A 24,464-nucleotide genomic window follows, 5' to 3' on the forward strand; every position below is an offset into this window, starting at 1 on the left:
GCGGGAGTAGCTCAGTTGGTAGAGCGCAACCTTGCCAAGGTTGAGGTCGAGAGTTCGAGACTCTTCTCCCGCTCCAGTTTTCTGGATCGTGTCATAGGTAAAAACAGCAAATGCAGTAAAAAGTAGTACTGGCGATGTAGTAGAGCTTCTGATACAATGTTGTCCACTGCGGGAGTAGCTCAGTTGGTAGAGCGCAACCTTGCCAAGGTTGAGGTCGAGAGTTCGAGACTCTTCTCCCGCTCCAGTGAATACTGGATCAGCAGTAAAGCAGCACTGGTAAACGGTAGCAAAAAGCAGTAAAATAGCGGTTCGTATGCGGGAGTAGCTCAGTTGGTAGAGCGCAACCTTGCCAAGGTTGAGGTCGAGAGTTCGAGACTCTTCTCCCGCTCCAGCGAAAGCTGAAGCAGTACAGCAAGAATGGCAGTGGCAGAAAATAGAAGCTCCAATGCGGGAGTAGCTCAGTTGGTAGAGCGCAACCTTGCCAAGGTTGAGGTCGAGAGTTCGAGACTCTTCTCCCGCTCCAGAATTCTAAAGGGAAGCTAAGCTGGCTTCCTTTTTTTATCCGCCGCAGTAGCAGGCGTGATTAGGCAGTAACCAAGCTCCAATGCGGGAGTAGCTCAGTTGGTAGAGCGCAACCTTGCCAAGGTTGAGGTCGAGAGTTCGAGACTCTTCTCCCGCTCCAGTTTTCAAGGTGTGCCGCAAGGCCCATCCAAGCAGTTCCTCTGGCGAGGTAGCAAAGAGGTTATGCAGCGGCCTGCAAAGCCGTTTAGACGGGTTCGATTCCCGTCCTCGCCTCCAGATGAAAAAAAATAGCCCACTTTAGAGTGGGCTATTTTTTTGTCCGCGCATTTGCCTGACTTTTGCTGGCTGCGCATCTTGTATAATGCCGCCAAGCTCAGCCGCGCCGCCTGGCGCCTTGATGAAACTTCCCCTTTCCGCCATACCGATGTAGTCACTGACGACTTTCCTGCTCCGATCGACCTCAGCGCTGCTTTTTTGTGACGCCCGCTGGTATGGCTGTGCCTGATGATTGTCCATCAGGCCGGCATTTTCCTGTTCCGACTTTGGATACGCATCAATGATCAACACAACTTTTCGGGATGAGTGGTTCTCGAACCTGCAAAAGAACGTCCTGGCGGGTTTGACCACTTCCTTTGCCCTGGTACCTGAATGCATCGCCTTTGCCCTGGTGGCGCAATTGAATCCCCTGATGGGCCTGTATGGCGCCTTCATCATTTGCGCCTTCACGGCCATTTTTGGCGGACGCCCCGGCATGATTTCCGGCGCCGCCGGCTCCATGGCCGTCGTCATCGTGGCACTGGTGGCGCAACATGGCGTGCAATACCTGCTGGCGACAGTCGTGCTGAGCGGCATCCTGATGGCCTTGTTCGGCATCTTGCGCCTGGGTAAGCTGATCCGCATGGTGCCCTATCCGGTGATGCTGGGCTTTGTGAATGGCCTGGCCATCGTCATCGCCATGGCCCAGCTGGAACACTTTCGCCAGGCCACGCCGCAGGGCGAAACCTGGCTGCAAGGCATGCCCTTGTATGTGATGGGCGCGCTGGTGGCGCTGACCATGGCCATCGTCTACGTGCTGCCGCGCGTCACGAAGGCCGTGCCTCCCGCGCTGGTGGCCATCCTCGGCGTGGGCGTGCTCAGCCATTTCTTGCACCTGCCCACGCGCACCCTGGGCGACCTCGCGCATATCGCCGGCGGCCTGCCGGCCCTGCATTGGCCCACCGTGCCGCTGGACATGGCGACCTTGCACATCATTTTTCCATATGCAGCCCTGATGGCCATGGTGGGCTTGCTGGAAACTTTGCTCACTTTTAATCTTACCGATGAGATGACTGAAACGCGGGGCCAGCCGAACCGCGAATGCATCGCCCTCGGCGCATCGAATGTCGTTTCCGGCCTGTTTGGCGGCATGGGCGGCTGCGCCATGATCGGGCAGACGATGATCAACCTGAGTTCGGGCGGCCGCTCGCGCCTGTCGGGCGTGACGGCCGGCGTGATGATTTTGCTGTTCATCCTGTTCCTGTCGCCGCTGATCGAGCGCATCCCGCTGGCCGCCCTGGTGGGCGTGATGTTCGTCGTGGCGCAGCAGACGTTTGCCTGGGGTTCCTTGCGCGTACTGGGCAAGGTGCCTTTGCAGGATGCGCTGGTGATCGTTGCCGTGACGGTCATTACCGTATTCACGGACCTGGCGATGGCCGTGCTGTGCGGCATCGTCATCGCCGCCTTGAATTTTGCCTGGCAGCATGCGCGTGAAATGCGTGCCGATATCGATGACAGCAGCGCCGGCGCGCGCGTGTACCTGCCGCATGGCACGCTGTTTTTTGCTTCCACCACGCATTTTCAGGAACTGTTCCAGCCAGCGTCGGACCCGGCCCGCGTCATCCTCGATTGCCGGCACCTGCACATGGCCGACCACTCGGCCATTGCCGCCATCGAATCCTTGTATGAACGCTATGACAAGGCGGGCAAGCATCTGCAGGTGACGCATCTGTCCACCCGCAACCAGGCCTTGCTGCAGCGGGCCGGGGTGGATGTGGGCGTGGCGTAAAATAGGGGATTGTTGAATGTCTGTGGAGTGTGAATGCTGTCGAACGAACAAGAACAATTGTTGCAACAAAGCCAGGCGGGCTTCGACGCCTACTATGACGCGCTGGGCGCCTCGCTGGTGAATTTCGTCGAGCGCCTGGGCATCCAGCCGGCGCACGAAGTGCTGACCAACGCTGCCGAATACCTGCCGTATATCGACGCGGCCATGCGCACCATCGTCATCCGCGACGAGAGCTGGCAGTGGGTAAAAACCATGCTCGGCTATTTTATCGGCGAATACTTCGTGCAAGGCCATGCGGGCTGCTGGTATGTGGAAACGCGGGCGGAATCGCCGCATTTTTGCCGCACCATGGTGGGCGGCTTCGAGCATGGCTTGCCAGCGGACGCCGCCATCGATCCGGAGGCGCTGGCGCTGGAATTTCTGGGGCAATCCGTGCCACGCGAGCTGGCGGTACTGATTGCCAAAGCGCAAGCCCGTGCGGCTTGATGCCGCACGGCTTGCTTAAGCAGATTTAAAACTCTTCCCACTCGCCTTCGGCCGGCGCAGTTGCCTTGCTGCTGGCGCGCGTCGCGGGCAGGCGCAGGGCAGGGGCCGAAGCCTTGCGGGCTGGTGCGGCAGCAGTTGGCGTTGCGCTGCGCTGTGCCGCTTTTACGCTGAAACGGTCGGTCGCTACTGCATTGGCATCGAGACGGAAGACGCTGACCACCTGCGCCAGTTCGCTCGCCTGTTCCTGCATCGCTTCGGCCGCTGCCGAGGCTTCTTCCACCAGGGCCGCATTTTGCTGGGTCACCTGGTCCATTTCGGAAATGGCCTGGTTGACTTGCTCGATGCCCGCGCTCTGCTCTTCGCTGGCGTTGCTGATCTCGCTCATGATGGACGTGACAAAGCCGATGCTTTGCACGATTTCTTCCATCGTCTTGCCGGCCTTGTCGACCAGGTCCGTGCCCACGTCGACCTTTTGCACGGAGTCGTCGATCAAGCCCTTGATCTCTTTTGCCGCCGCTGCCGAGCGCTGCGCCAGGTTGCGCACCTCTGTTGCCACGACGGCGAAGCCGCGACCCTGTTCACCGGCGCGCGCCGCTTCCACGGCCGCGTTCAATGCCAGGATATTCGTCTGGAAGGCGATGCCGTCGATGACGGAAATGATGTCGACGATTTTCTTCGACGAGGTATTGATTTCGCCCATGGTGGCGACCACTTCGGCCACCACGGCGCCACCGCGGCTGGCGATGCCGGCCGCGTCGCCGGCCAGTTTATTCGCCTGGCGCGCATTGTCGGCGTTCTGTTTGACGGTCGAGGTCAGTTCTTCCATCGACGAGGCCGTTTCTTCCAGCGAACTGGCTTGCTGTTCCGTGCGCGACGACAGGTCCTGGTTGCCGGCGGCGATTTCCGCGGAGGCCGTGGCGATGGTGTCGGTGCCGCTGCGCACCTGGCCGACGATGCCGACCAGGCTGTCGTTCATGGTTTTCAGGGCATGCATCAGCTGGCCCGTTTCATCGCGGCCCTGGGCCGTGATGGTACTGGTGAGGTCGCCAGCTGCCACGGTTTCCGCCACTTTCACGGCGGCGCGGATGGGGCCGGTGATCGAGCGCGTGATCCACCACGCGAAACCGATGCCCATCAGCACCGCCAGCACGCCCATGGTGATCAGGAAGATGCGGGTGCCGCTGTAGGCTTCGATGATGCTGGCGCCGACGCCGTCGGCGGCCTTGATCTGCATGTTGGCAAAGCGTTTGACTTCGGCCAGGTAGGCCACGGTGATCGGCGCCACTTCCTTGTCGAACACGACCTTGGCGCCTGCCACGTCGCCGTCGGCCTTCATCTTGAAGGCGCGCGCGCGCGTCGTCACGTAGTCTGTGCGCACCTTGCGCACGACCTTGAATTGCTCGATCACGGCAGGATTGAGCAAGGACGCGATGATGTCATCCTGCAGCTTGCTGGAACGCTCCGCATCGACTTTCAAGTCTTCCTCGATCTTGGCGCGCACGACAGGATCGGTGATCTCGAACGAGGCGACGCCGCGCACGCTGTTGAGTTCAATGATCTTCGACCATTCGGCCACCATGCGCTGGTTCTTGATGCTGGTATTGATGAGACGATAAGTCAGGTCGCTGGCCGTTTGCATGCGCACGAGGGCGGTGATGGTCAAGGCGGCAAGCAACAGCAATACGACAGCAAAGCCGACGCCAAGGCGGCTGCCGATGTTCAGGTTTTTCATGTAATTCCTAACAGTTTAATAGTCATGATCGCCGCCGCCAGCAGGGGCGGACAGGCGCCGCAAGGCGCAGGGGATCGGGGTCTTCGGGTGCCGCGTGATGGCTGTGCGGCGCGCCACGCTGAGCGTGGCGATGGAGGTGAAGCAAGGGGCATGTCGGTCAGGCTGACCGCTGCCCAGCAAGCCGCAAGTATAGCATTGACGCAGAAAAATAGTTTTTCAAAGCAATTTTAATTATTTTTTGATATTGATTTCCTGTTGTGTTTTTACATCAAGTACCTGCGCTATAAGTACTATCACTTACATAAGTGCTGACTTATCGCATGGTCGCCTGATAAAATACTAATGATAATCATTCGTATTAAAACATCGAACAGGGAATTGTATGCAGCGCAAGCCAGGATTCAAACCGATCACCATCGCCGTACTGGGCGCCTTGACCTTGGGCGCCATTCCGCTGGCCAGCTGGGCGCAGGAAAGCTTGCCCGCCGTCACCGTGACGGCGGCTAAGGACAAGGATGGCTATGTTGCCGCCACCTCCGCCAGCGGCACCAAGACGGAAATGGCTTTGCGCGACGTGCCGCAAACGATCAACGTGGTGCCGGCCGCCGTCATCCGCGACCAGAACGCCATGTCGATCCAGGACATCATGAAGAATATCCCCGGCGTGGGCTTGTCCACGGGTGACGGCCAGCGCGACCAGGTGTTCATCCGCGGCTTCACGGCCATCGGCGACCAGTTCGTCGACGGCTTCCGCGATGACGCGCTGTATTTCCGCGACCTGTCAAATGTGGAGCGCCTGGAAGTGATCAAGGGTCCGGCTGCCGTGCTGTATGGCCGCGGCTCCTCGGGTGGCCTGGTCAATCGCATCACCAAAAAACCGGGCGTGGACATCACGGACGTGGCCCTGAGCCTGACGAACACAAAAGGGCGCCGCGGCGAAGTCGACGTGGGCCGTGTCGGCGAGACGGTGGACTGGCGTTTCACGGGTGCGCGCGAATTGTCGGACAGCTACCGTGACCAGCAATTCATCAACCGCACGGCGCTGGCCCCTTCCGTGGCCATCCGCTTGTCGAGCGCGACGAAACTGCTGCTGCAGGGCGATTACCTGGAAGACCGCCGCCTGACGGACTTCGGCATTCCGTCCTACCAGGGCCGTCCCGTCGCCGTCGATGCTGGCACCTATTATGGCGCCGCCAACGCCCGCGATGCGGACTTCAGCCAGTCGCGCGTGGTCTCCACGGCCGCGACACTGACGCACAAGTTCAGCGATACTCTGTCGCTGCGCAATGCCTTCCGCTACTACGATTACCACCTGGACCGCAACAACACGAATATTTCCGGCAACGTCAACGAAGTCAAGGGCACGATGAGCCTGGGTCACGCCAAGCTCAACCGCGACGAGAGCGGCTGGTTCAACCAGACGGAACTGACGCAAAAGCTGGTCACGGGCACCATGCGCCACGAAGTGCTGTACGGCGCCGAATTCGGCAAGCAAAACAAGGATGCCAACAGTTGGGCCGCCATCGCTGTAACGACACCTGCGAAGCCCGTGTCGATCTTCAATCCTGTTCTGCCCGTCGTCGATCGCAGCAAGCTGGGCGCGCGCAGTGATACCTTCGGTACCTACGATACGGCCGCCGCCTACGTGCAGGATGCCATCAGCTTCAGCGACGAGTGGAAGGCGCTGGCCGGCCTGCGCTACGACCGCTACAAGCAGCAGTCGCTCCTGGCCAATGCGTTTGGCGTGACGACGGCGGATTTGTCGCGCACGGATTCGGCCTACAGCCCTCGCGCCGGCCTCGTCTGGCAACCGAGCGCGGCGCAATCGTATTACGCGTCGTGGAGCCGTTCGTTCCAGCCGAGCGGCGAGAACTTCGCCCTGGCCGCCAACAATGCCGACCTGGCGCCGGAAACCACGCGCAACACGGAAGTGGGCGCCAAGTACGACCTGTGGGGTGGCCGCGCCAACGCCACCGTGTCGCTGTTCCGCCTGGAGCGCGACAATATCAAGACCAGCGACCCGATCACGAACCGCATCGTGCCCGTCGGCACGCAGCGCACGGACGGCCTGGAGCTGACCTTCAACGCCGACTTGCACGATGGCTGGAAGATGATGGCCGGCTACGCTTACCTGGACGCCACCATCACCGATTCCATCGCCGTCGACCGTAGCGTGAATGCGCCGGGCACGACGACGGCCAGTTCCGTCGCCATCAAGGGCAAGCGCGCCACTTTGACGGCGCGCAACACGGCCAATCTGTGGCTGACGAAAGACCTGGGCCACGGCTTCACCGTGGGCGGCGGCGCGAATGCCGTGGGCAGCCGCTTTGCCAACCCGGGCAACACCGTCGTGCTGCCAGGCTACGTGACGGCCGACGCCATGGCCGCTTACCGCACGGGCCGCTATGAAGTGCAACTGAACGTCAATAATATCGGCGACACGCGCTACATCGTCTCGGGCCACGGTTCCAGCCCGAACCTGAGCTTGCCGGGCGCGCCGCGCAACGTGGCGCTGACCTTGCGCTACAGCTTGTAATTTGTCATTTTTCTGACGCATCCCAAACCCGCTCGCGAGCGGGTTTTTTCATGGTGGGTAGCGATGTGCAAGCGTGCCAGGCAGGCTGGCATTGTTTAGAGGGAATATTCGGTATCGTCAAATTAATGTTGACTAAAGGCAATTTTTTCCAGCGGACTAAGCCTTGTCGGAGTTTGAGGGGTAAAATACTGTCATACGGCACAGGCATGGTGCTTATATCTTGGTGATATGACACGACCACGACGCCGTATGACTTTTATTTACTCACATCATAGAGGCCTGAATATGGTTCAGATGTCCAGGCGCCAGTTCCTTCGGGTAACTGGCGCGACCATTGCTGGTTCCAGCCTCGCCCTGCTCGGTTTCGCACCGGGCCAGGCGATGGCGGAAGTGCGGCAATACAAGCTGTCTCGCACGACCGAGACACGCAATACCTGTCCCTACTGTTCGGTAGGATGCGGCGTCCTGCTGTATGGGCTGGGCGACGGCGCGAAAAATGCCGTTTCCAGCATCATCCACGTGGAAGGCGATGCCGATCACCCGGTGAACCGCGGCACCTTGTGCCCGAAAGGCGCCAGCCTGGTCGACTTCATCCACAGTCCGAACCGCCTGAAAGTGCCCGAATACCGCGCACCGGGCGGCACGGAATGGCAGCCGATCTCCTGGGATGTGGCGCTCGACAAGATCGCGCGCCTGATGAAGGATGACCGCGATGCCAACCTGATCGAAAAGAATGCCGACGGCAAGACCGTCAACCGCTGGCTCTCCACCGGCATGCTTGCCGCGTCCGCCGGCAGCAACGAGGTGGGGTATCTGACCCACAAGACAGTGCGCAGCATGGGGATGCTGACCTTTGATAATCAGGCGCGTGTATGACACGGACCGACGGTGGCAGGTCTTGCCCCGACGTTTGGCCGTGGCGCGATGACGAATCATTGGGTCGATATCAAGAATGCCGACGTGATCCTGGTCATGGGCGGCAATGCAGCAGAAGCACATCCTTGCGGATTCAAATGGGTAACGGAAGCGAAGGCGCATAACAAGGCCAAGCTGATCGTTGTCGATCCGCGCTTTACCCGTACCGCATCCGTGGCAGATTACTACTGCGCCACGCGTACCGGCACGGACATCGTCTTCCTCGGCGCGATCATCAATTACCTGCTGACGAACGACAAGATCCAGCATGAGTACGTGCGCAACTACACGGACATGCCTTTCATCGTGCGCGAAGACTATGCGTTCGAGGATGGCCTGTTCTCGGGTTTCGACAAGGAAAAAGGCAAGTACACGGACAAGGCCACCTGGGATTACGAGATCGGCGACGACGGCTATGCCAAGGTCGACCCGACCCTGGAACACCCGCGCTGCGTCTACCAGATGATGAAGAAGCACTACGCGCGCTACACGACCGAGATGGTCGAGCGCACGTGCGGCGTGTCGGCCGACAAGTTCCACAAGGTGGCGGAGGCCCTGGCCTCGACCGCCGTGCCGGGACGCGCCGGCACCATCCTGTACGCGCTGGGTTGGACGCACCACTCGACGGGCGCGCAAACCATCCGCACGGGCGCCATGGTGCAGCTGTTGCTGGGTAATATGGGGATCGCCGGCGGCGGCATGAACGCCTTGCGCGGCCACTCGAACATCCAGGGCTTGACCGATCTGGGCCTGATGTCGAACCTGTTGCCAGGTTACATGACCCTGCCCAACGAGGGCGAGCAGGATTTCGACGCCTACATCGCCGCGCGCGCCACCAAGCCGCTGCGGCCGAACCAGCTCAGCTACTGGAGCAATTACCGCAAATTCCACGTCAGTTTCATGAAGACGTGGTGGGGTGATTTCGCCACGGCCGAGAACAACTACGCCTTCGACTACCTGCCGAAACTCGACAAACCGTATGACTTGATGCAAGCCATCGAGAACATGCACCAAGGCAAGATGACGGGCTATATCTGCCAGGGCTTCAATGTGCTGGCGTCCGCGCCGAACAAGCAGAAGGTCACGGAAGCGCTGTCGAAGCTGAAGTTCCTCGTCATCATGGATCCGCTGGCCGTGGAAACGGGCGAATTCTGGAAGGCGCACGGGCAGTACCACGAAGTCGATCCCACCAAGATCATGACGGAAGTGTTCCGCCTGCCGACCAGCTGCTTTGCCGAAGAACGCGGTTCGCTGGTGAGCTCTTCGCGCGTGCTGCAATGGCACTGGCAGGCGGCCGAACCGCCGGGCCAGGCGCGCAGCGACCTGGAGATCATGTCCGGCCTGTTCCTGCGCATGCGCAGCATGTACCAGAAGGAGGGCGGCAAGTTCCCCGATCCTATCGTCAACCTGACGTGGAATTATGCGCAGCCGCATAATCCGCAGCCGGAAGAAATCGCCCGCGAATTCAACGGCCGTGCGCTGGCCGACCTGTACGATCCGAAGGACGCGACCAAGCTGTTGGTGAAAAAGGGCGAGCAGCTGGCTTCGTTTGCGCAATTGCGCGACGATGGCACGACCACCAGCGGTTGCTGGATCTTCGCCGGCAGCTGGACGCAGGCGGGCAACCAGATGGGACGGCGCGACAATAGCGACCCGACCGGCATCGGCCAGACGTTGGGCTGGGCCTGGGCCTGGCCGGCCAACCGCCGCGTGCTGTACAACCGCGCCTCGTGCGACTTGAAGGGCAAGCCTTTCGATCCGACCCGCAAGCTCATCGAGTGGAATGGCACGAACTGGAGCGGGGCCGATATTCCCGACTTCAAGGTCGACGAACCGCCGGAAAACGGCATGGGTCCGTTCATCATGCTGGGCGAGGGCGTGGCGCGCTTCTTTGCGCGTGGCGCCATGGCCGAAGGGCCGTTCCCCGAGCATTACGAGCCATTCGAAAATCCGCTGGGCTACAACCCCATGCATCCGAAAAACCCGCAGGCGACCAGCAATCCGGCCGCGCGCGTGTTCGCCGATGACCGGAAAATGTTCGGTACGCACGAGGAATATCCGCATGTGGCCACCAGCTACCGCCTGACCGAGCATTTCCATTACTGGACCAAGCATGCACGCCTGAATGCCATCATCCAGCCGCAGCAATTCGTTGAAATCGGCGAAGAATTGGCCAAGAGCATCGGCGTGGTTGCCGGAGGGGAAGTGCGCGTCAGTTCCAAGCGGGGACACATCATCGCCAAGGCCGTCGTCACCAAGCGCATCAAGGCTTTGATGATCGAGGGCAAGCCGGTGCATACCGTGGGCCTGCCGCTGCACTGGGGCTTTACGGGCGTGGCCAAGCCGGGGTATCTGATCAATACCCTGACACCGGGCGTGGGGGATGCGAATTCGCAAACGCCGGAATTCAAGTCCTTCCTCGTGAAGGTGGAAAAAGCATGATGGGAGCTCAATAATGGCACTGCAATCCTTAGATATCCGGCGCCTGTCGGCTACCACGGTAACGCCGCCGCAAGCGCGCAGCCCGGTGACGGGCACCGTGGCCAAGCTGATCGATGTGTCGAAATGCATCGGCTGCAAGGCTTGCCAGACGGCGTGCATGGAATGGAACGACTTGCGCGATGAAGTCGGCGAAAACCATGGCACCTATGACAATCCGACGGACCTGACGCCGCAATCGTGGACGGTGATGCGTTTTGCCGAACACGAAAACAACGACGGCAACCTCGAGTGGCTGATCCGCAAGGATGGCTGCATGCACTGCGAGGACCCGGGCTGTCTGAAAGCCTGTCCGGCGCCGGGCGCCATCGTGCAGTACACGAACGGCATCGTCGATTTCCACCAGGAAAACTGCATCGGCTGCGGCTACTGCGTGGCCGGCTGTCCTTTCGACGTGCCCCGCATTTCGAAAAAGGACGACCGCGCCTACAAGTGCACGCTCTGCTCGGACCGCGTGGCCGTGGGCCAGGAACCGGCTTGCGTGAAAACCTGCCCGACGGGCGCCATCGTTTTCGGCACCAAGGAAGACATGAAGGTGCATGCGGAAGAGCGCATCGTCGACCTGAAGTCGCGCGGTTTCGAGAATGCGGGCCTGTACGACCCGCTGGGCGTGGGCGGCACGCACGTGATGTACGTGCTGCACCATGCCGACAAGCCGAAGCTGTATTCGAACTTGCCGGAACGTCCGCGCATCAGCCCGATGGTGGGCTTCTGGAAGGGCTGGTCCAAGCCGCTCGCGGTGGCCGGCATGGCCGCCACGGCCCTGGCAGGCTTCTTCCATTACACGCGTGTCGGTCCGAACGAAGTGAGCAAGGACGAAGAGCACGAGGCGCTGGAAGAGGCCAAGCGCATCCGGGAGGAAGACCATGAGCCACAGTGATCTGCATGATGGAAAGCTGCGCGACAAGGATGGCAACCCGCTGATCCAGCGCTACGACCCGAACGAGCGCACGAATCACTGGGTGACCGCCATCACCTTCGTCATGCTGGCGCTGTCCGGCCTGGCCATGTTCCATCCCTCGATGGCGTGGCTGGCGAACCTGTTCGGCGGCGGGCAATGGACGCGCATCCTGCATCCGTTTGCCGGCCTGGTGATGTTTGTCTCGTTCGCGATCCTCGTGGTGCGTTTCTGGCACCACAACAAGTTCGAGGACGGCGACAAGCAGTGGCTGAAACAGATGGACGACGTGCTCAACAACCGCGAAGAAAAGCTTCCGAAGATCGGTAAATACAATGCCGGCCAGAAGATCCTGTTCTTCGTGCTGCTCGCTTGCATGGTGGGCTTGCTGCTGTCGGGCATCGTGATCTGGCGCGCGTACTTTGCGTTCTATTTCCCGATTCCCGTCATCCGCGCGGCCGCCTTGCTGCATGCCGTGTGCGCGTTCGGCATCATCTGCTCCATCATCGTGCACATCTATGCGGCCCTGTGGGTCAAGGGTTCGATCGGCGCCATGGTGCGCGGCACCGTCACCTACGGCTGGGCGCGCAAGCACCATCCGAAGTGGTTTGAGGCGGTCATTCGCAATACAAAAGACTAAGTTCTTGATATTGATGACACCGGCATTACCCGGGGTCAGTCCCAGGACTGACCCCTTTCTTTTTATCGATTAGAATACTTTACAGCCCCTTTTTTGATGGGAAACTCCATTGGTACAACGCATTCTTCAGCCAGGCGAAATCGAAGGCCTGGACCACAACGCGATTCCGCGCCTGCTGCTGCCGCAGCCTGACAGCCTGTTCAAGGCGCGCGCCTTGCGCTTGCGCGAACTGGCGCAAGGAAACATCAAGGGCATTCCCGTCGATGCGGGCATGCAGGGCTACCTGGTGCTGATGGCCGCGCTGGCCGATGCGCAGGCCGCCGTGGTGGGAACACTGGCGCCCGGCGCCGTGCCTGCCGCCGACCCGGACGCGCTGCGCCGCGCCATCCAGCACCGCATGCCCGTGCTGCCCGTCAGCGGCGCCCGTCCGCCCGTCTGGCGCGACATCTTTGCCAGCCTGCTCGATGAACTGGCCGCCACGGCGACAAGCCAGCCGGCATTGTCCGGCGGCCTGACGCAGGTGCTGGCCCAGTTGCGCGCGCTCGATGCCTCTGCGCTGGACGCCTGCGCCGATGCCGTGCTCGATGAAAACGGCGACAACCTCAATCCCATGCATGCGCCGTTCGTCGCGGCCGCCCTGCAAATTTTATGGTCGGTGTCGGCCAGCGAATTGCGCGCCGCGCGCGTGCCGGACCTGGAAACGGGCGCCCTGTGCCCCGTCTGCGGTTCGCACCCCGTCGCCAGCGTGATCCGCATCGGCGGCGGGTCGCAGGGCTACCGCTACCTGCACTGCGGCATCTGCGAAAGCGAATGGCATATGGTGCGCGTGAAGTGCTCGACCTGCGAACAGAATGGCAAGATCGCCTACCAGGGCCTGGACGCTGCCGACGCCGCGCCGTTCGACCCCGTGACGGCAAAGGACGACAAATTGCCCAACAAGGCGAACGATCCGAAGAAGGTGGCGCGCGCGGAAACCTGCGACGACTGCCACACCTACCGCAAGGTCTTCAACCAGGAACACGATTACAACGTCGAACCGCTGGCCGACGACCTGGCCAGCCTGATGCTCGACCTGCTGGTGGGCGAAGCGGGCTACCAGCGCGCCAGCGGCAATCCGCTGCTGTGGCTGGGGAAGAGCGACAGCAGCGAGGGCCAGCAGTCATGACGACGGGGCAAACCGTGCGCCTGCCATCGGTAGACCGCATCCTGGGAGACACGGCTTGCCTGGCCCTGATTGCGCACCATGGCCGCGTGCAGACGCTGGCCTGTGCGCGCGCCGTGCTGGCCGAATTGCGCACGGCCATGCTGGCCGGTGCCGTGTGCGAAGAGGGCGCGTCGATTGCCGCCATCGCCGCGCACATGGAAGAACGGCTGCAATCGCAATCGCGCTCGCAACTGCGCGCCGTGTTCAACCTGACGGGCACCGTGCTGCACACGAACCTGGGCCGCGCGCTGCTGCCCGACGCCGCCGTGCAAGCCGTGGTGGAAGCGCTGCAGTGGCCGATGAACCTGGAATTCGACCTGGAAACGGGCAAGCGCGGCGACCGCGACGACCTCGTCGAGGAACTGTTGCGCGAATTGACGGGGGCCGAAGCGGCCACCGTCGTCAACAACAATGCGGCCGCCGTGCTGCTGATGCTGAACACCCTGGCGCAGAACAGGGAAGTCATCGTCTCGCGCGGCGAACTCGTGGAAATCGGCGGCGCCTTCCGCATCCCCGACGTCATGACGCGCGCCGGCGCCGTGCTGCGCGAAGTGGGCAGCACCAACCGCACGCACCTGGCCGATTACGCGAACGGGATCAACGAGCACACCAGCCTGCTGATGAAGGTCCATTGCAGCAATTACGCGATCACCGGCTTTACCAAGAGCGTGGAGCTCGACGAACTGGTGCCGCTGGCGGCAAAACACCATGTGCCGACCGCCGTGGACCTGGGCAGCGGGACCCTGGTCGACCTGGCGCAATACGGCCTGCCGCATGAAACGACGGTGCGCGAAACCATAGCAGCGGGGGCCGACCTGGTCACCTTCAGCGGCGACAAGCTGCTCGGTGGCCCCCAATGCGGCGTGATCGTCGGGCGCGCCGACCTGATCGCAAAGATCAAGCGGAACCCCTTGAAACGCGCGCTGCGGGTCGGCAAGCTGACGCTGGCCGCCTTGGAACCCGTATTGCAGCTGTATCGAGCGCCGGACTTGCTGGCCGAACGCCTGACCACCTTGCGCCTCTTGACGCGTCCCGCCGCCGCCATGCGCGCGCAGGCGCAAACCCTGCTGCCGCTGTTGCAAAGCGTACTCGGCGCCACCTATATGGTTACTGCCGAAGCCATGAAAAGCCAGATCGGCAGCGGCGCCTTGCCCGTCGACCAGCTGCCCAGCTTTGGCCTGGCCATCCGCAGCGCGCCCGGTTCGCGCCTGAGCAATCCGCTGGGCGTGCTGGAGCAGCGTTTGCGCGCCTTGCCGTGCCCCGTGATCGGGCGCATCGGGCAAGATACGCTATGGCTCGACTTGCGCTGCCTGGAAGCGGCGCACGAGACGGCCTTCATCGCGCAGCTTGCAGGGTTGTCCGCATGATCGTCGGCACCGCAGGCCATATCGACCATGGCAAGACGACGCTGACGCGCGCGCTGACGGGCGTGCACACGGACCGCCTGAAGGAAGAGCAGGCGCGCGGCATTTCGATAGAACTCGGTTACGCCTATCTGCCGCTGGCGGACGGCACGGTGCTGGGCGTGATCGACGTGCCTGGCCACGAAAAATTCATCCGCACCATGGCCTCCGGCGTGACGGGCATCGACTTCGCCCTGCTGGTGGTGGCGGCCGATGACGGCATCATGCCGCAGACGCACGAGCACCTGGCCATCTTGCAGCTGCTGGGCGTGACGCAGGGCGCCGTGGCGCTGACGAAGATCGACCGCGCCGATGGCGCCCGTGTGGCGCAGGTGGAAGCGGATATCGAAGTGCTGCTGGCCGGCACGCCGCTGGCGGGCAGCCCGATTTTCCCCACGGCCGCCAATCGCGACAACGATGCCGGTGTGGCCGCTTTGCTGGCGCACCTGACGCAAGCGGCGCGCAGCCTGCCGCAGCGTGACGAGCGGCGTTTGTTCCGTCTCGGCGTGGACCGGGTGTTCACCTTGTCGGGACAGGGCACCATCGTCACCGGCACGGCGCTGGCGGGACGGGTGCAAGTGGGCGACATGCTGCAACTGGCGCCCGGTGGCGCGCAAGCGCGGGTGCGCAGCATCCATGCGCAGAACCGCGCAGCCGGGACGGGCATGGCGGGCCAGAGATTGGCGCTGAACCTGGCAGGCATCGACCGCGAGCGCATCGAGCGGGGCAACTGGATCGTCGCGCCCGAGCTGGCGCAGTGTGCCGAGCGCCTCGACGTGGAACTGACCCTGCTGCCCGACGCGGGAGTACACCTGAAAGCCTGGTCGCCGCTGCACGTGCACCTGGGCGCGGCGCACCAGCTGGCGCGCGCCGTCATGCTTGATGGCGAAACCCTGTCGCCGGGACAGACGGGCAGGGTACAACTGGTATTCGAGTCTCCCATGCACGGCGTGCCGGGCGACCGTTTCGTCGTGCGCAACGCGCAGGCGACGCAAACGGTGGGCGGCGGCATGGTACTCGATCCGTTCGGACCTGCGCGCAAGCGGCGCAGCCCGGCCAGGCTGGCCTGGCTCGATGCGCTGGCCGCGTTTGTCGCGCACGGCGACTATGCGGCCCTGCTGGCGCAAGGCCCGCTGGGCTTGCGCGAATCGCTGCTGGTGCGCCTGTCCTTGTTGCCGGCGGACGCCCTGGCGCTGCCGCCCGACACGCGGCGTATCGCCCTGCGCGGTGGCGACGCCCTGCTGGTGGCGCCGCCGGCGTTGCTGGCGCTGGAAGAGCGGGTGCTGGCCGCCCTGGCCGTCTTCCACGCGCGCGCGCCAGATGAGGCGGGGCCGGAACTGTGGCGTTTGAAACGCATCGTCGACGCGGAGATGGAAGACGCCTTGTGGAGCCACCTGATCGAAGGCTTGCTGGCGCGCGGCGAGGTGCTTGCGCGCGGCGCCAGCCTGCACTTGCCGACGCACAGCGTGGAACTGACGCCGCAGGAGCAGGCGGTGGCCGAGCCCTTGCTGGCCGCCCTGGAGCAGGGACGATCCGATCCCCCATGGACGCGCGACCTGGCGCGCGGCTTCGGCCTGGCCGAGGATGAAACGCGCCGGCTGTTGCGCAAACTTGCCAAGGCAGGGCAGATCAGCCAGGTGGTGCACGACCTGTTTTATCACCAGGCGGCGCTGGCCGAGCTGGCGCAGCTGGTGCGGGAATTGGCGCACAAGGCGGAAGGGGATGCAGGCTTGCCGGCCGGTAATGGCGCCGTGGGCGCGGCCACCTTCCGCGACGCCAGCGGCCTGGGCCGCAAGCGGGCGATCCAGGTTTTGGAATTTTTTGACCGCGTCGGTTATACTCGCCGTGTTGGCAATGGGCATCTATTACGCCCGCAAGCGTTGTGGTCCTACACCACAGCCTTGCCCAAGAGCTAAGTACTAGTTCAGGTACCGCGGAAAGCACACTCATCCGGTGATGTGGCCGGGCTTCAAACCCGGTGGAGGGCGTCAGACGTTCTCCCGTAGGTTCGACTCCTACTGTTTTCCGCCAATCATTTCTCTCTCCTCCTCCCTTGCATCATCATCCGCTGGCGTTGGCCTGTTGCCACGTTGTGGAAAGTATGTCCCGAAATTGACAATATCCGGCAATGCCAGGGTGAGCCGATGGTAACATCGGCTTGTATCCCCTGTGGCAGATGAAAGCAAGCATGAAACAAGCAAGCATGGCACGGCTGCTGGCAGTGGCGCTGCTGATGCCGGCGCTGGCCGCGGCGGCGGACGTGCGCATCGTCGGCGAGCATTTGCCGCCGTCGAGCATGATGGAAGGCAATGTCGTCGTGGGACGTGAAACGCTCAAGGTGCGCGACATCATGGCGCGCGCGGGCCTTTCCTACAGCATCGAGCTGCTGCCGTGGAAGCGCGCGTATGCGCAGGCGCTGCGCGAGCGTGATACCTGCATCTTTTCCACCAGCCGCACGCAGGAGCGCGAAGCGCAATTTCGCTGGATCGGTCCCCTCAACGAAGCCGAATGGATACTCTACGGCCTGGCCGAACGGCACCTGGCGTTGCGCACGCTGGCCGATGCGCGCGGCCTGGTAATCGGCACGGTGCTCGGCGACGCGCGCGACGATTACCTGCGCCAGCGCGGCCTGAACGTGGCGCCCGTGACGCAGGAGTGGCTCAATCCGCAAAAGCTGCTGCTCGGACGCATCGACTTGTGGGCCGTCGGCATGGCGGTGGGCAGCAAGCCGTTTGCCGGCAAGGAGTGGGAGGGTAAGGTGGTGCCGCTGCTGACCTTCAACCGGGTGCAGACTTACCTCGCCTGCAACAGGCAATTGCCCGAGACGCAGGCATTGGCCATGCAGCGGGCGGCGGCGGCCATGCGCCGCGACGGCAGCATGGCGCGCGAACATATCCGCTAAGGGCCGCTTCAGCTTTCCAGCCACTGGCGCACGCAATTGCGTCCTTCGCGTTTGGCCTGGTACAGGGCCTGGTCCGCGTGGCTGTAGGCCGTTTCAAATGCCGTGCCGGCGCGGTTCCAGCTCAGGCCCACGCTGATGGTGATGGCGCGCGTGATGGGCGCGGCATGGCGCTGGCGGCCGACAGTCTCGCAGATGCGCTGCGCCACTTGCGCTGCGTCGTCGCGCGAGGAGGTGGGCCAGACCACGGAAAACTCTTCGCCGCCGACCCGGCCGATGGCCGTCTCCTGTCCCAGCAATCCTTTCAGGCAGTCGACCACGGCCTGGATCACGCCGTCGCCGGCAGGGTGGCCGAAATCGTCGTTGACCTGCTTGAACAGGTCGATGTCGAGCACGATCAGCGCCATGTCGCCCTGCGCCAGGCAGCGCGAGGCGTGGTCGATCACGGCGCCGCGATTCAGGGCGCCCGTCAGCGGGTCGTGCGTGGCGCGGTATTCGAGCTGGCCGGCCAGGGTTTGCAATTGCCGGTTCAGCAGATGCATGTCGCGCTCGGCGCGGTCGCTGCGGCCGATCAGGCGCCGCGTCTCGCGCATCAGCCGCTCGTAGTGATTGATCAGTTCACCGAGCACGCGCCGCTGTTCCGCGCTCGACGCGCTGGCGTTGGCATGCATGCGGCGCGCGGCAGCCAGCGCCGCCGCTTCCACGGTGAACAGGTCGGGCTCCAGTCCGGACTCGGAGATGGCGGCGCGCATGTCCTAACTGCCCTGCACGGGATGGTCGCGGAAGTCCAGCGCAGTGAAGTCCTGCTGCAGCTCCTGGCCGAATTCCAGGATGGTGTCGTCGTCCTCGTCGTGATACCAGTTCAGGCGCACCTGGTTGCCGTCCACGGCCGCCTGATTCAGGGTGTCGAACAGGGTAAACAGCATCTTCGTGCTGGAGCTGTTGAAGTAGGCCAGCGAGACGTTGACGGTGATGGCTGCTTCGCGGCAGCCTTCCAGGTAGGCGCGCACGGCGGCGATCAGCGGGCCATAGAAGGCGGCCGCGTTTTCCGGGTACGACTCGCCCTTGATCGACAGGGTGTGCTGCTCGAAACGGAAGTCGATTTCGGGCGAACTCGGGGTCGCGGCGATGAACAGTGGTGACGGTAATTGCATATGCTTTCCTGAGTCGGCTCTTTCAAATGATGGCTTTGATGCAGAAGATGGTGTGGCCCGGTTCCTGGGGATCCTGGACGAATTCGAATTCCAGCGGCTCGCTGGCGTCGCGCGCCATGGTGAGGAAACCCAGGCCCGCGCCCTTGCTGTCGGCGGGCGCTTCCTCGCGCAGGGCCTTTTTATACGCCAGGCGGATTTCCTCCATCGTCATGGTGTGCAGCGGCTCCAGCCGGGCGCGGATCTGCGCCACGTTGTCCGTCGAGACGGGGTTGGCGCACAGCAGGAAAAAGCTGTCGCCGCGCGTGCCGATGCAGAACGAGCCGCGCCGCATCTGCTGGTCCAGCTGCGCATCGGGCGTCAGGCTGTCGGCGGAATAATGCATGATGTTTTGCGACATCTCGATGAACGAGGAAAAGATGCGCCGCCGCGTGGGCCCGGCAGCGCCGGCCGTATCGAGGCGCGCCTTGATGGTTTCGGAAATGGCATTCACCACGTGCTGCGAGAAATAGCCCACGTAAAAAAAGATGATGTTGCGCTTGCGCGCCACATCCCAAAACTCGTTGAATTCTTCGTACAGCACGTCCGTGCTCCTGGCTAGCCGGTGACCCGGTTTCTTGTTGATAAGGTGGCTCGATGGCGCCAAAACTACAGGCGGAAACAGAAAAAGGTCAGGTCGTCGCGGCGCGGCTGCTTGCCTTGCCATGCGGCGCTGTCCTGCAGCAGCGCCGCCGCCACGTCGCCGGCGGAAGCGTCGCGCCGCGCCAGCAATTGCTCGCGCATGCGCCGCTTGCCGTAGGCGATGTCGCGCGCGCCGCCGATCTGGTCGAGCAAGCCGTCGGTGGTGAGGAACAGCAGGCTGCCGGCGGGAATGGCGAGCGTCTCGTTGTGCCAGCAGTAGTCGGCTGGCGTGTCGACATAGCCCACGCCCATGCGCGCGCCGTCGATGGCGCGCACGCTCTCTTCGCCCGGCGCGACCACATGCAGCGCCAGTTTCGCGCCCGCGAAACGCAGGCTGGCGCTGGCCGTGTCGTAGCACAGGAAGGCGCAATCCATACCGTCGTTCGAGCCGGCGTGGCCGGTGGCTTCACCGCTGCCGGCGCCGTCCTGGCCCAGCAAGGTCTTGATGGCGCGGCTGACGGCGCCGATCAGGGCGGCCGGATCGTGCGGCCCCAGCTCGCGCAAGGCCTGGCTCAGGGCCGACGAGGCGATCAGGGTCATGAAGGCGCCCGGCACGCCGTGGCCGGTGCAGTCGGCGATGGCGGCGAACCAGCCGCCCGCGTGGCGCTCGAAAAAGTAAAAATCGCCGCCGACGACGTCGCGCGGCTGCCATTCCAGGTGCGCGTCGGGCAGGGTGGCGCGCAATTCCGCATCGGAGGTGCGCAGCAGGGCGCGCTGGATCACGCTGGCGTAATCGATGCTGTGCATGATTTGCCGGTTCTTTTCCGCCTGCATGGTGGCCACCACGTTCATCAGCTGCAAGCCGAAGCCCACCCCGGCCAGCGCGCCATCGGAAGTGATGATGAAGCCGTCGGCCAGCGCCTTTTCGCCCGCTTCCACGGCGCGGAAGGTGAGGTCTTCGATGCTCATGGCGCCATCGACGATCAGCGGTTCCTTGTCCATGAAGGCGATGCAGCTCTTCTTGCCGTACACCTCGTGATAGAAGGGCTTGGACATCTGCGACATGAAGATGTTGCGGCTGATCAGGCCGATGGGCTTCTGCTGCTCCGTGACGGGCAGGCTCATCATGTCGCGCCGTTCCGTGAACAATTCCAGCACGGCGAAGTTGCTGGCGTCGGCCTGCACGGATTCCGTGGGGATGCACAGGTCGGACGCCACGGACGTGCGATAACGGGGAAGATGCAATCGAGAAGCGTTGAACTCCACAGCGGCTACCTTTACATGACGATCGGACCCTTGTTGTCGCGACGGCAAGGCGACTGACAAACAGGCAATATCATCATGGTAGTCTTGGAATATGACGGCTTGATTACCAGCTTGTCAAAACCGTATGCAAGATGGCTGCATGGCAAGCAACTTACAGGCGCCGGGCCAGCACCTGTGCCTGCGCCAGCCAGCGCGCGCGCTGCGGCTCGGTGGAATTGAGGATGGGGCCGAAGCTGGCCACCCTGACGGGCTGGACGCCGCAAAACTCGAGCGTCGTCTTGCGCAGCTGGTGGATGCCGGGCATGCGGTAGACCCAGCGGAAATACCAGGGCGGCGTATCCATCGTCACCAGCAGCTGGGCCGTGCGGCCTTTCAGCAGTTGCGCCGGGAAAGCCTTGCCGGGCCGGTACTTGAAAGCGTAGCCGGGCAGGAAGACGCGGTCGACAAAGCCCTTCAGCAGGGCCGGTGCGCCGCCCCACCAGATCGGGTAGGCGAACACCAGGTGTTCGGCCCAGCTGATGGCTTCCTGCGCCGCCAGCAAGTCCGCTTCCAGCGGCTGCACCTGGCGGTAGCCTTCGTGCAGGATGGGATCGAAGTCCAGCTGGCCCAGGCGCAGTTCGCGCACAGTGTGGCCTTCGCTGCGGGCCGTGGCGGCGTAGGCTTCGGCCAGGGCGGCGCAAAAGCTGTCGCCCGACGGGTGGCCGAGGAGTATCAAAATGCGCTTGGGTGTCGTCTTGGTCATGATGCAGGCTGTCCGTTAAAGAAGAGCTTGCATGCTAAAGCCTGCCCCTGGGGGCAGAGTCAAGCGGCCTCTTGCAGACGCTGCTGCGCCAGGCAGTCGCGGATTTCCGTGTCGATGTCGGCCAATTGCGCATCGATCTGGCGCAGGCGGGCGATATCCTGCCGCACCTGTGCGCGCTTGGCGGCGATGTGCTGCGACAGGGCGGCCCAGTCGGTATCGTCGCCGGCCAGGATGGGCAGCAGTTCGGCCAGGCGGAAGCCCAGGGCCTGCGCCTGGCGTATCAGCCTCACTTGCGCCAGGTCTTGCTGCGTGTAGACGCGGTAGGCGCCCGAGCGGCGCACGTCGCCCAGCAAGCCCAGCGCTTCATAGTGGCGCAAGGCCTTGGGCGAGGTGCCCGCCAGGCGGGCGATTTCTCCGATGTACATGCTGGTCCTTTGTTGAGCTGAGCTGCGGCACGCAGTGTAGCGCAGGTGGCTTGCCAGGCGCTACGCTGCGCGCTGCCTCAGGACGCTTTGCGCGGCGGGACTTTCTTCGCCGTGCACTCGGCGCAGGTGCCGTACAGCGACAGCGCGTGCTCGTGCAGCACGAAGCCCCGCTCTGCGGCGATCTCGTTCTGGCGCAGCTCAATGCCTTCGTCGACGAATTCATCGACCTTGCCGCAGCCCGTGCAGACCAGGTGGTCGTGGTGCTGGCCTTCGTTCAGTTCGAACACGGCGTGGCCCGATTCGAAGTGCCGGCGAAACAAAATGCCCGCTTCGGCAAACTGCATCAGCACGCGGTAGATGGTGGCCAGGCCCACGTCGATTTTTTCGGCCAGCAAGAGTTTGTAGACATCGTCCGCACTCAGGTGCTTGATCGTGCCTTCTTGAAACAGCTGCAGAATCCGCAAGCGGGGGATGGTTACTTTCAAGCCCGATTCACGCAGTTCCCTCAATATATCCATGTCTCCCATTCCTTTTTGTAGTCGCTTGAGCGAGGTAGTGCATTATATCGCAAATGATAATCATTACTATTCTCATTTGTATTGTGCGGAGTGGAAATATTATGCTGGCTAGCCGGCCGGCAGACCAGTGACATCGGCGCAAGCGTCGATTGCGTTGCACGCATCTTGCGTTGCAATTGCAAAACCAACGGTGATATCGCTACACTGTGCAGCAAGGAATAACAATGGGGCAGGAAGATGGACCGATTTGATGCGATGCGCATTTTTACCCGCATCGTCGAACTGCGCAGTTTCACCCAGGCGGCGCATGACCTTGGCTACCCGAAGGCGACCGTCACGCATGCGATCAAGCAGCTTGAAGCGCGGCTGCGCGTGCGCCTGCTGCAGCGGACCACGCGGCAAGTGACGCCCACGCCCGATGGCGAGGCGTATTACCAGCGCTGCGTGCGCCTGCTGGCGGACCTGGAAGAAACGGAAGCCGTGTTCAGTTCGGCGGCCCAGCAGCCGGCCGGCAAGCTGCGCATCGACCTGCACGCGACCCTGGCCATGCATTTCGTCATGCCCGTGCTGGACCAGTTCTGCGCCCGCTATCCGCTGATCGAACTGGAAATCGGTATGGGCGACCGCCTCGTCGACCTGGTGCGCGAAGGCGTCGATTGCGTGCTGCGCGTGGGCGAGCTGGGCGATTCGTCCATGGTGGCGCGCCGCGTGGCGCTGCTGGAGCAGGTGACGTGCGCCAGCCCCGCCTACCTGGCCGCGCACGGCACGCCGGAGACTCTGGCGCAACTGGATGGCCACCGCGCCGTCAATTTCTTTTCCGCCCAGACGGGCAAGGTCTGGCCCTTCGATTTCAAGGTGGGCGGGCAGCGGCACAGCGTGGCCTTGCCGGGCACCGTGTCCGTCAACAGTGCGGACGCATACCACGCCTGTTGCCGCGCGGGCATGGGCTTGATCCAGGCGCCCCGCTACCATCTGGAGCGGGCGCTGGCGGACGGCGACCTGGTGGAAGTGCTGCGGGACTTGCGTCCCGACCCGCTGCCCGTGTCCGTGCTGTATCCCCACCACCGGCAATTGTCGCCCCGTGTGCGTGTGTTTGCCGACTGGGTCGCCAGCCTGTTTGACGGCGTGCATTGATACGTATGCGTGCGCTGCGCTGCCGCATTTTCTTGACCTGGGCAAAGGAAAAAATCCCTCTGATGATGCCATCTAGCACTATTTGATGTGGATCAAAGTTTTTGTTGCACTGCACTCTTAGACTTCGCAGCGTTACTTAACGACATTAACGACAGAGGGAAATAAAATGAAAAAGTCCGCAACTGCAGCAGCAATCGTCCTGGCCGCCATCGGCGCATTCGCCGGCAACGCAATGGCACAGGAAAGCCCATGGCTGGTCCGTGCGCGCGCCGTGCATATCGATCCGGCCAACAAATCTGCTCCCGTTGGTGGCGTCGGCGCATCCGACCTGATTCACGTCAGCAGCAAGACGATTCCTGAAATCGATATTTCCTACTTCTTCACGCCAAATATCGCTGCCGAGCTGATCCTGACGTATCCGCAAAAGCATGACGTCACCTTGTCCGGCACGAAGATCGGCAGCTTCAAGCATTTGCCGCCGACCCTGTCGCTGCAATACCACTTCATGCCTGAAAAACAGTTCAGCCCATACGTGGGTGCGGGCGTGAACTACACGAATATCTCGGACGTGAAATTGCTGAACGGCGCCGGCCGCCTGGAACATGACAGCTGGGGCTTCTCGCTGCAAGCCGGTGTCGATTACAAACTGGACAAAAACTGGTCCTTGAACTTCGACATCAAGAAAGTGCAGATCCGCAGCGACGTATTGGCCGGTGGCGCCAAGATCAGCGAAGTCAAGGTGGATCCGCTCCTGATCGGCGTCGGTGTGGGTTACCGTTTCTAAGCATGGAATGACGGCGTCCACGCGGCGCGGGCAATAAAAAAACGG

21 protein-coding genes and 7 tRNA genes are annotated in these 24,464 nt (G+C 62.6%); 19 read left to right on the forward strand and 9 right to left on the reverse strand.

The window, feature by feature from the left end; genetic code table 11:
- The 6 genes from IGS58_RS08015 (at position 1) to IGS58_RS08040 (ending at position 798) form a co-directional block, all read left to right on the forward strand.
- A tRNA-Gly gene (locus tag IGS58_RS08015) sits at positions 1 to 76 on the forward strand.
- Positions 77 to 168: 92 nt separating this feature from the next.
- Positions 169 to 244: transfer RNA gene (locus IGS58_RS08020), tRNA-Gly, on the forward strand.
- A 71-nt stretch (positions 245 to 315) separates the two neighbouring features.
- A tRNA-Gly gene (locus IGS58_RS08025) sits at positions 316 to 391 on the forward strand.
- Positions 392 to 447: 56 nt separating this feature from the next.
- A tRNA-Gly gene (locus IGS58_RS08030) sits at positions 448 to 523 on the forward strand.
- 83 nt (positions 524 to 606) lie between these two features.
- A tRNA-Gly gene (locus IGS58_RS08035) sits at positions 607 to 682 on the forward strand.
- Between the two features lie 42 nt (positions 683 to 724).
- A tRNA-Cys gene (locus tag IGS58_RS08040) sits at positions 725 to 798 on the forward strand.
- 21 nt (positions 799 to 819) lie between these two features.
- Here IGS58_RS08040 and IGS58_RS08045 read toward each other — a convergent pair.
- Positions 820 to 1,089, reverse strand: a complete 270-nt coding sequence (locus tag IGS58_RS08045) for a hypothetical protein (RefSeq protein WP_230521037.1) — start codon at positions 1,087 to 1,089, stop codon at positions 820 to 822.
- Here IGS58_RS08045 and IGS58_RS08050 point away from each other — a divergent pair.
- Together IGS58_RS08050 and IGS58_RS08055 are read left to right on the forward strand one after the other, a co-directional pair.
- Positions 1,079 to 2,566: a SulP family inorganic anion transporter gene (locus IGS58_RS08050; protein ID WP_070280222.1), complete on the forward strand. Its 1,488-nt coding sequence runs from the start codon at positions 1,079 to 1,081 to the stop codon at positions 2,564 to 2,566. The genes IGS58_RS08045 and IGS58_RS08050 overlap by 11 nt on opposite strands.
- Before the next feature lie 33 nt (positions 2,567 to 2,599).
- The gene (locus tag IGS58_RS08055) at positions 2,600 to 3,052 is read left to right on the forward strand and encodes a hypothetical protein (protein WP_070254520.1); all 453 of its coding nucleotides are present in this window, start codon (positions 2,600 to 2,602) and stop codon (positions 3,050 to 3,052) included.
- 25 nt (positions 3,053 to 3,077) lie between these two features.
- Here IGS58_RS08055 and IGS58_RS08060 read toward each other — a convergent pair whose 3' ends face one another.
- Positions 3,078 to 4,784 carry a methyl-accepting chemotaxis protein gene (locus tag IGS58_RS08060; RefSeq protein ID WP_070254521.1) on the reverse strand — a complete coding sequence of 569 codons (1,707 nt, stop codon included), beginning with the start codon at positions 4,782 to 4,784 and terminating at the stop codon, positions 3,078 to 3,080.
- Between the two features lie 382 nt (positions 4,785 to 5,166).
- Between IGS58_RS08060 and IGS58_RS08065 the strand changes: the two genes are divergently transcribed.
- The 9 genes from IGS58_RS08065 to IGS58_RS08105 all read left to right on the forward strand — a co-directional run bounded on the left by IGS58_RS08065 (position 5,167) and on the right by IGS58_RS08105 (position 17,781).
- Positions 5,167 to 7,320: a TonB-dependent receptor gene (locus tag IGS58_RS08065; RefSeq protein ID WP_230521038.1), complete on the forward strand. Its 2,154-nt coding sequence runs from the start codon at positions 5,167 to 5,169 to the stop codon at positions 7,318 to 7,320.
- Between the two features lie 285 nt (positions 7,321 to 7,605).
- A complete protein-coding gene (fdnG, locus tag IGS58_RS08070) occupies positions 7,606 to 10,677 on the forward strand; it encodes a formate dehydrogenase-N subunit alpha (RefSeq protein ID WP_092605954.1) in 3,072 nt (1,023 codons plus the stop codon).
- A 13-nt stretch (positions 10,678 to 10,690) separates the two neighbouring features.
- Positions 10,691 to 11,614, forward strand: coding sequence for a formate dehydrogenase subunit beta (gene fdxH / locus IGS58_RS08075; protein ID WP_034779207.1), 924 nt, complete (start codon positions 10,691 to 10,693; stop codon positions 11,612 to 11,614).
- Entirely contained in the window at positions 11,601 to 12,272 is a 672-nt protein-coding gene (locus IGS58_RS08080; RefSeq protein WP_034779204.1) for a formate dehydrogenase subunit gamma, read from the forward strand. Before fdxH ends, IGS58_RS08080 begins: the two co-directional genes overlap by 14 nt.
- Before the next feature lie 109 nt (positions 12,273 to 12,381).
- Positions 12,382 to 13,437 carry a formate dehydrogenase accessory protein FdhE gene (gene fdhE / locus IGS58_RS08085; protein ID WP_230521039.1) on the forward strand — a complete coding sequence of 352 codons (1,056 nt, stop codon included), beginning with the start codon at positions 12,382 to 12,384 and terminating at the stop codon, positions 13,435 to 13,437.
- Positions 13,434 to 14,843, forward strand: a complete 1,410-nt coding sequence (selA, locus tag IGS58_RS08090) for an L-seryl-tRNA(Sec) selenium transferase (protein WP_230521040.1) — start codon at positions 13,434 to 13,436, stop codon at positions 14,841 to 14,843. Before fdhE ends, selA begins: the two co-directional genes overlap by 4 nt.
- Entirely contained in the window at positions 14,840 to 16,795 is a 1,956-nt protein-coding gene (selB, locus tag IGS58_RS08095; protein ID WP_230521041.1) for a selenocysteine-specific translation elongation factor, read from the forward strand. Before selA ends, selB begins: the two co-directional genes overlap by 4 nt.
- A gap of 19 nt (positions 16,796 to 16,814) precedes the next feature.
- Positions 16,815 to 16,910, forward strand: a tRNA-Sec gene (locus tag IGS58_RS08100).
- A gap of 157 nt (positions 16,911 to 17,067) precedes the next feature.
- Positions 17,068 to 17,781, forward strand: a complete 714-nt coding sequence (locus tag IGS58_RS08105; RefSeq protein WP_230521042.1) for a substrate-binding periplasmic protein — start codon at positions 17,068 to 17,070, stop codon at positions 17,779 to 17,781.
- 8 nt (positions 17,782 to 17,789) lie between these two features.
- On the opposite strand, the gene IGS58_RS08110 is transcribed toward IGS58_RS08105, so the two are convergent.
- From IGS58_RS08110 to fur, 7 genes are all read right to left on the reverse strand, one after another.
- Entirely contained in the window at positions 17,790 to 18,530 is a 741-nt protein-coding gene (locus tag IGS58_RS08110) for a GGDEF domain-containing protein (protein WP_070254529.1), read from the reverse strand.
- A 3-nt stretch (positions 18,531 to 18,533) separates the two neighbouring features.
- Entirely contained in the window at positions 18,534 to 18,932 is a 399-nt protein-coding gene (locus IGS58_RS08115) for a DUF1987 domain-containing protein (RefSeq protein WP_034779193.1), read from the reverse strand.
- A gap of 22 nt (positions 18,933 to 18,954) precedes the next feature.
- Positions 18,955 to 19,512, reverse strand: coding sequence for a SiaB family protein kinase (locus IGS58_RS08120; RefSeq protein ID WP_034756676.1), 558 nt, complete (start codon positions 19,510 to 19,512; stop codon positions 18,955 to 18,957).
- Between the two features lie 65 nt (positions 19,513 to 19,577).
- Entirely contained in the window at positions 19,578 to 20,795 is a 1,218-nt protein-coding gene (locus IGS58_RS08125; RefSeq protein WP_230521043.1) for a SpoIIE family protein phosphatase, read from the reverse strand.
- A 172-nt stretch (positions 20,796 to 20,967) separates the two neighbouring features.
- Complete coding sequence (locus IGS58_RS08130; protein WP_230521044.1) at positions 20,968 to 21,558, reverse strand: NAD(P)H-dependent oxidoreductase; 591 nt, start codon at positions 21,556 to 21,558, stop codon at positions 20,968 to 20,970.
- A 59-nt stretch (positions 21,559 to 21,617) separates the two neighbouring features.
- The gene (locus IGS58_RS08135) at positions 21,618 to 21,983 is read right to left on the reverse strand and encodes a MerR family transcriptional regulator (RefSeq protein ID WP_230521045.1); all 366 of its coding nucleotides are present in this window, start codon (positions 21,981 to 21,983) and stop codon (positions 21,618 to 21,620) included.
- 77 nt (positions 21,984 to 22,060) lie between these two features.
- The gene (gene fur, locus IGS58_RS08140; protein WP_034756687.1) at positions 22,061 to 22,501 is read right to left on the reverse strand and encodes a ferric iron uptake transcriptional regulator; all 441 of its coding nucleotides are present in this window, start codon (positions 22,499 to 22,501) and stop codon (positions 22,061 to 22,063) included.
- Between the two features lie 237 nt (positions 22,502 to 22,738).
- Between fur and IGS58_RS08145 the strand changes: the two genes are divergently transcribed.
- Complete coding sequence (locus IGS58_RS08145; RefSeq protein ID WP_230521046.1) at positions 22,739 to 23,635, forward strand: LysR family transcriptional regulator; 897 nt, start codon at positions 22,739 to 22,741, stop codon at positions 23,633 to 23,635.
- Positions 23,636 to 23,801: 166 nt separating this feature from the next.
- Positions 23,802 to 24,419: an OmpW/AlkL family protein gene (locus IGS58_RS08150; protein ID WP_034779183.1), complete on the forward strand. Its 618-nt coding sequence runs from the start codon at positions 23,802 to 23,804 to the stop codon at positions 24,417 to 24,419.
- Positions 24,420 to 24,464 lie beyond the last annotated feature (45 nt).

It is taken from the genome of Janthinobacterium sp. EB271-G4-7A, assembly GCF_020858075.1.
Classification (GTDB): domain Bacteria; phylum Pseudomonadota; class Gammaproteobacteria; order Burkholderiales; family Burkholderiaceae_D; genus Janthinobacterium; species Janthinobacterium lividum.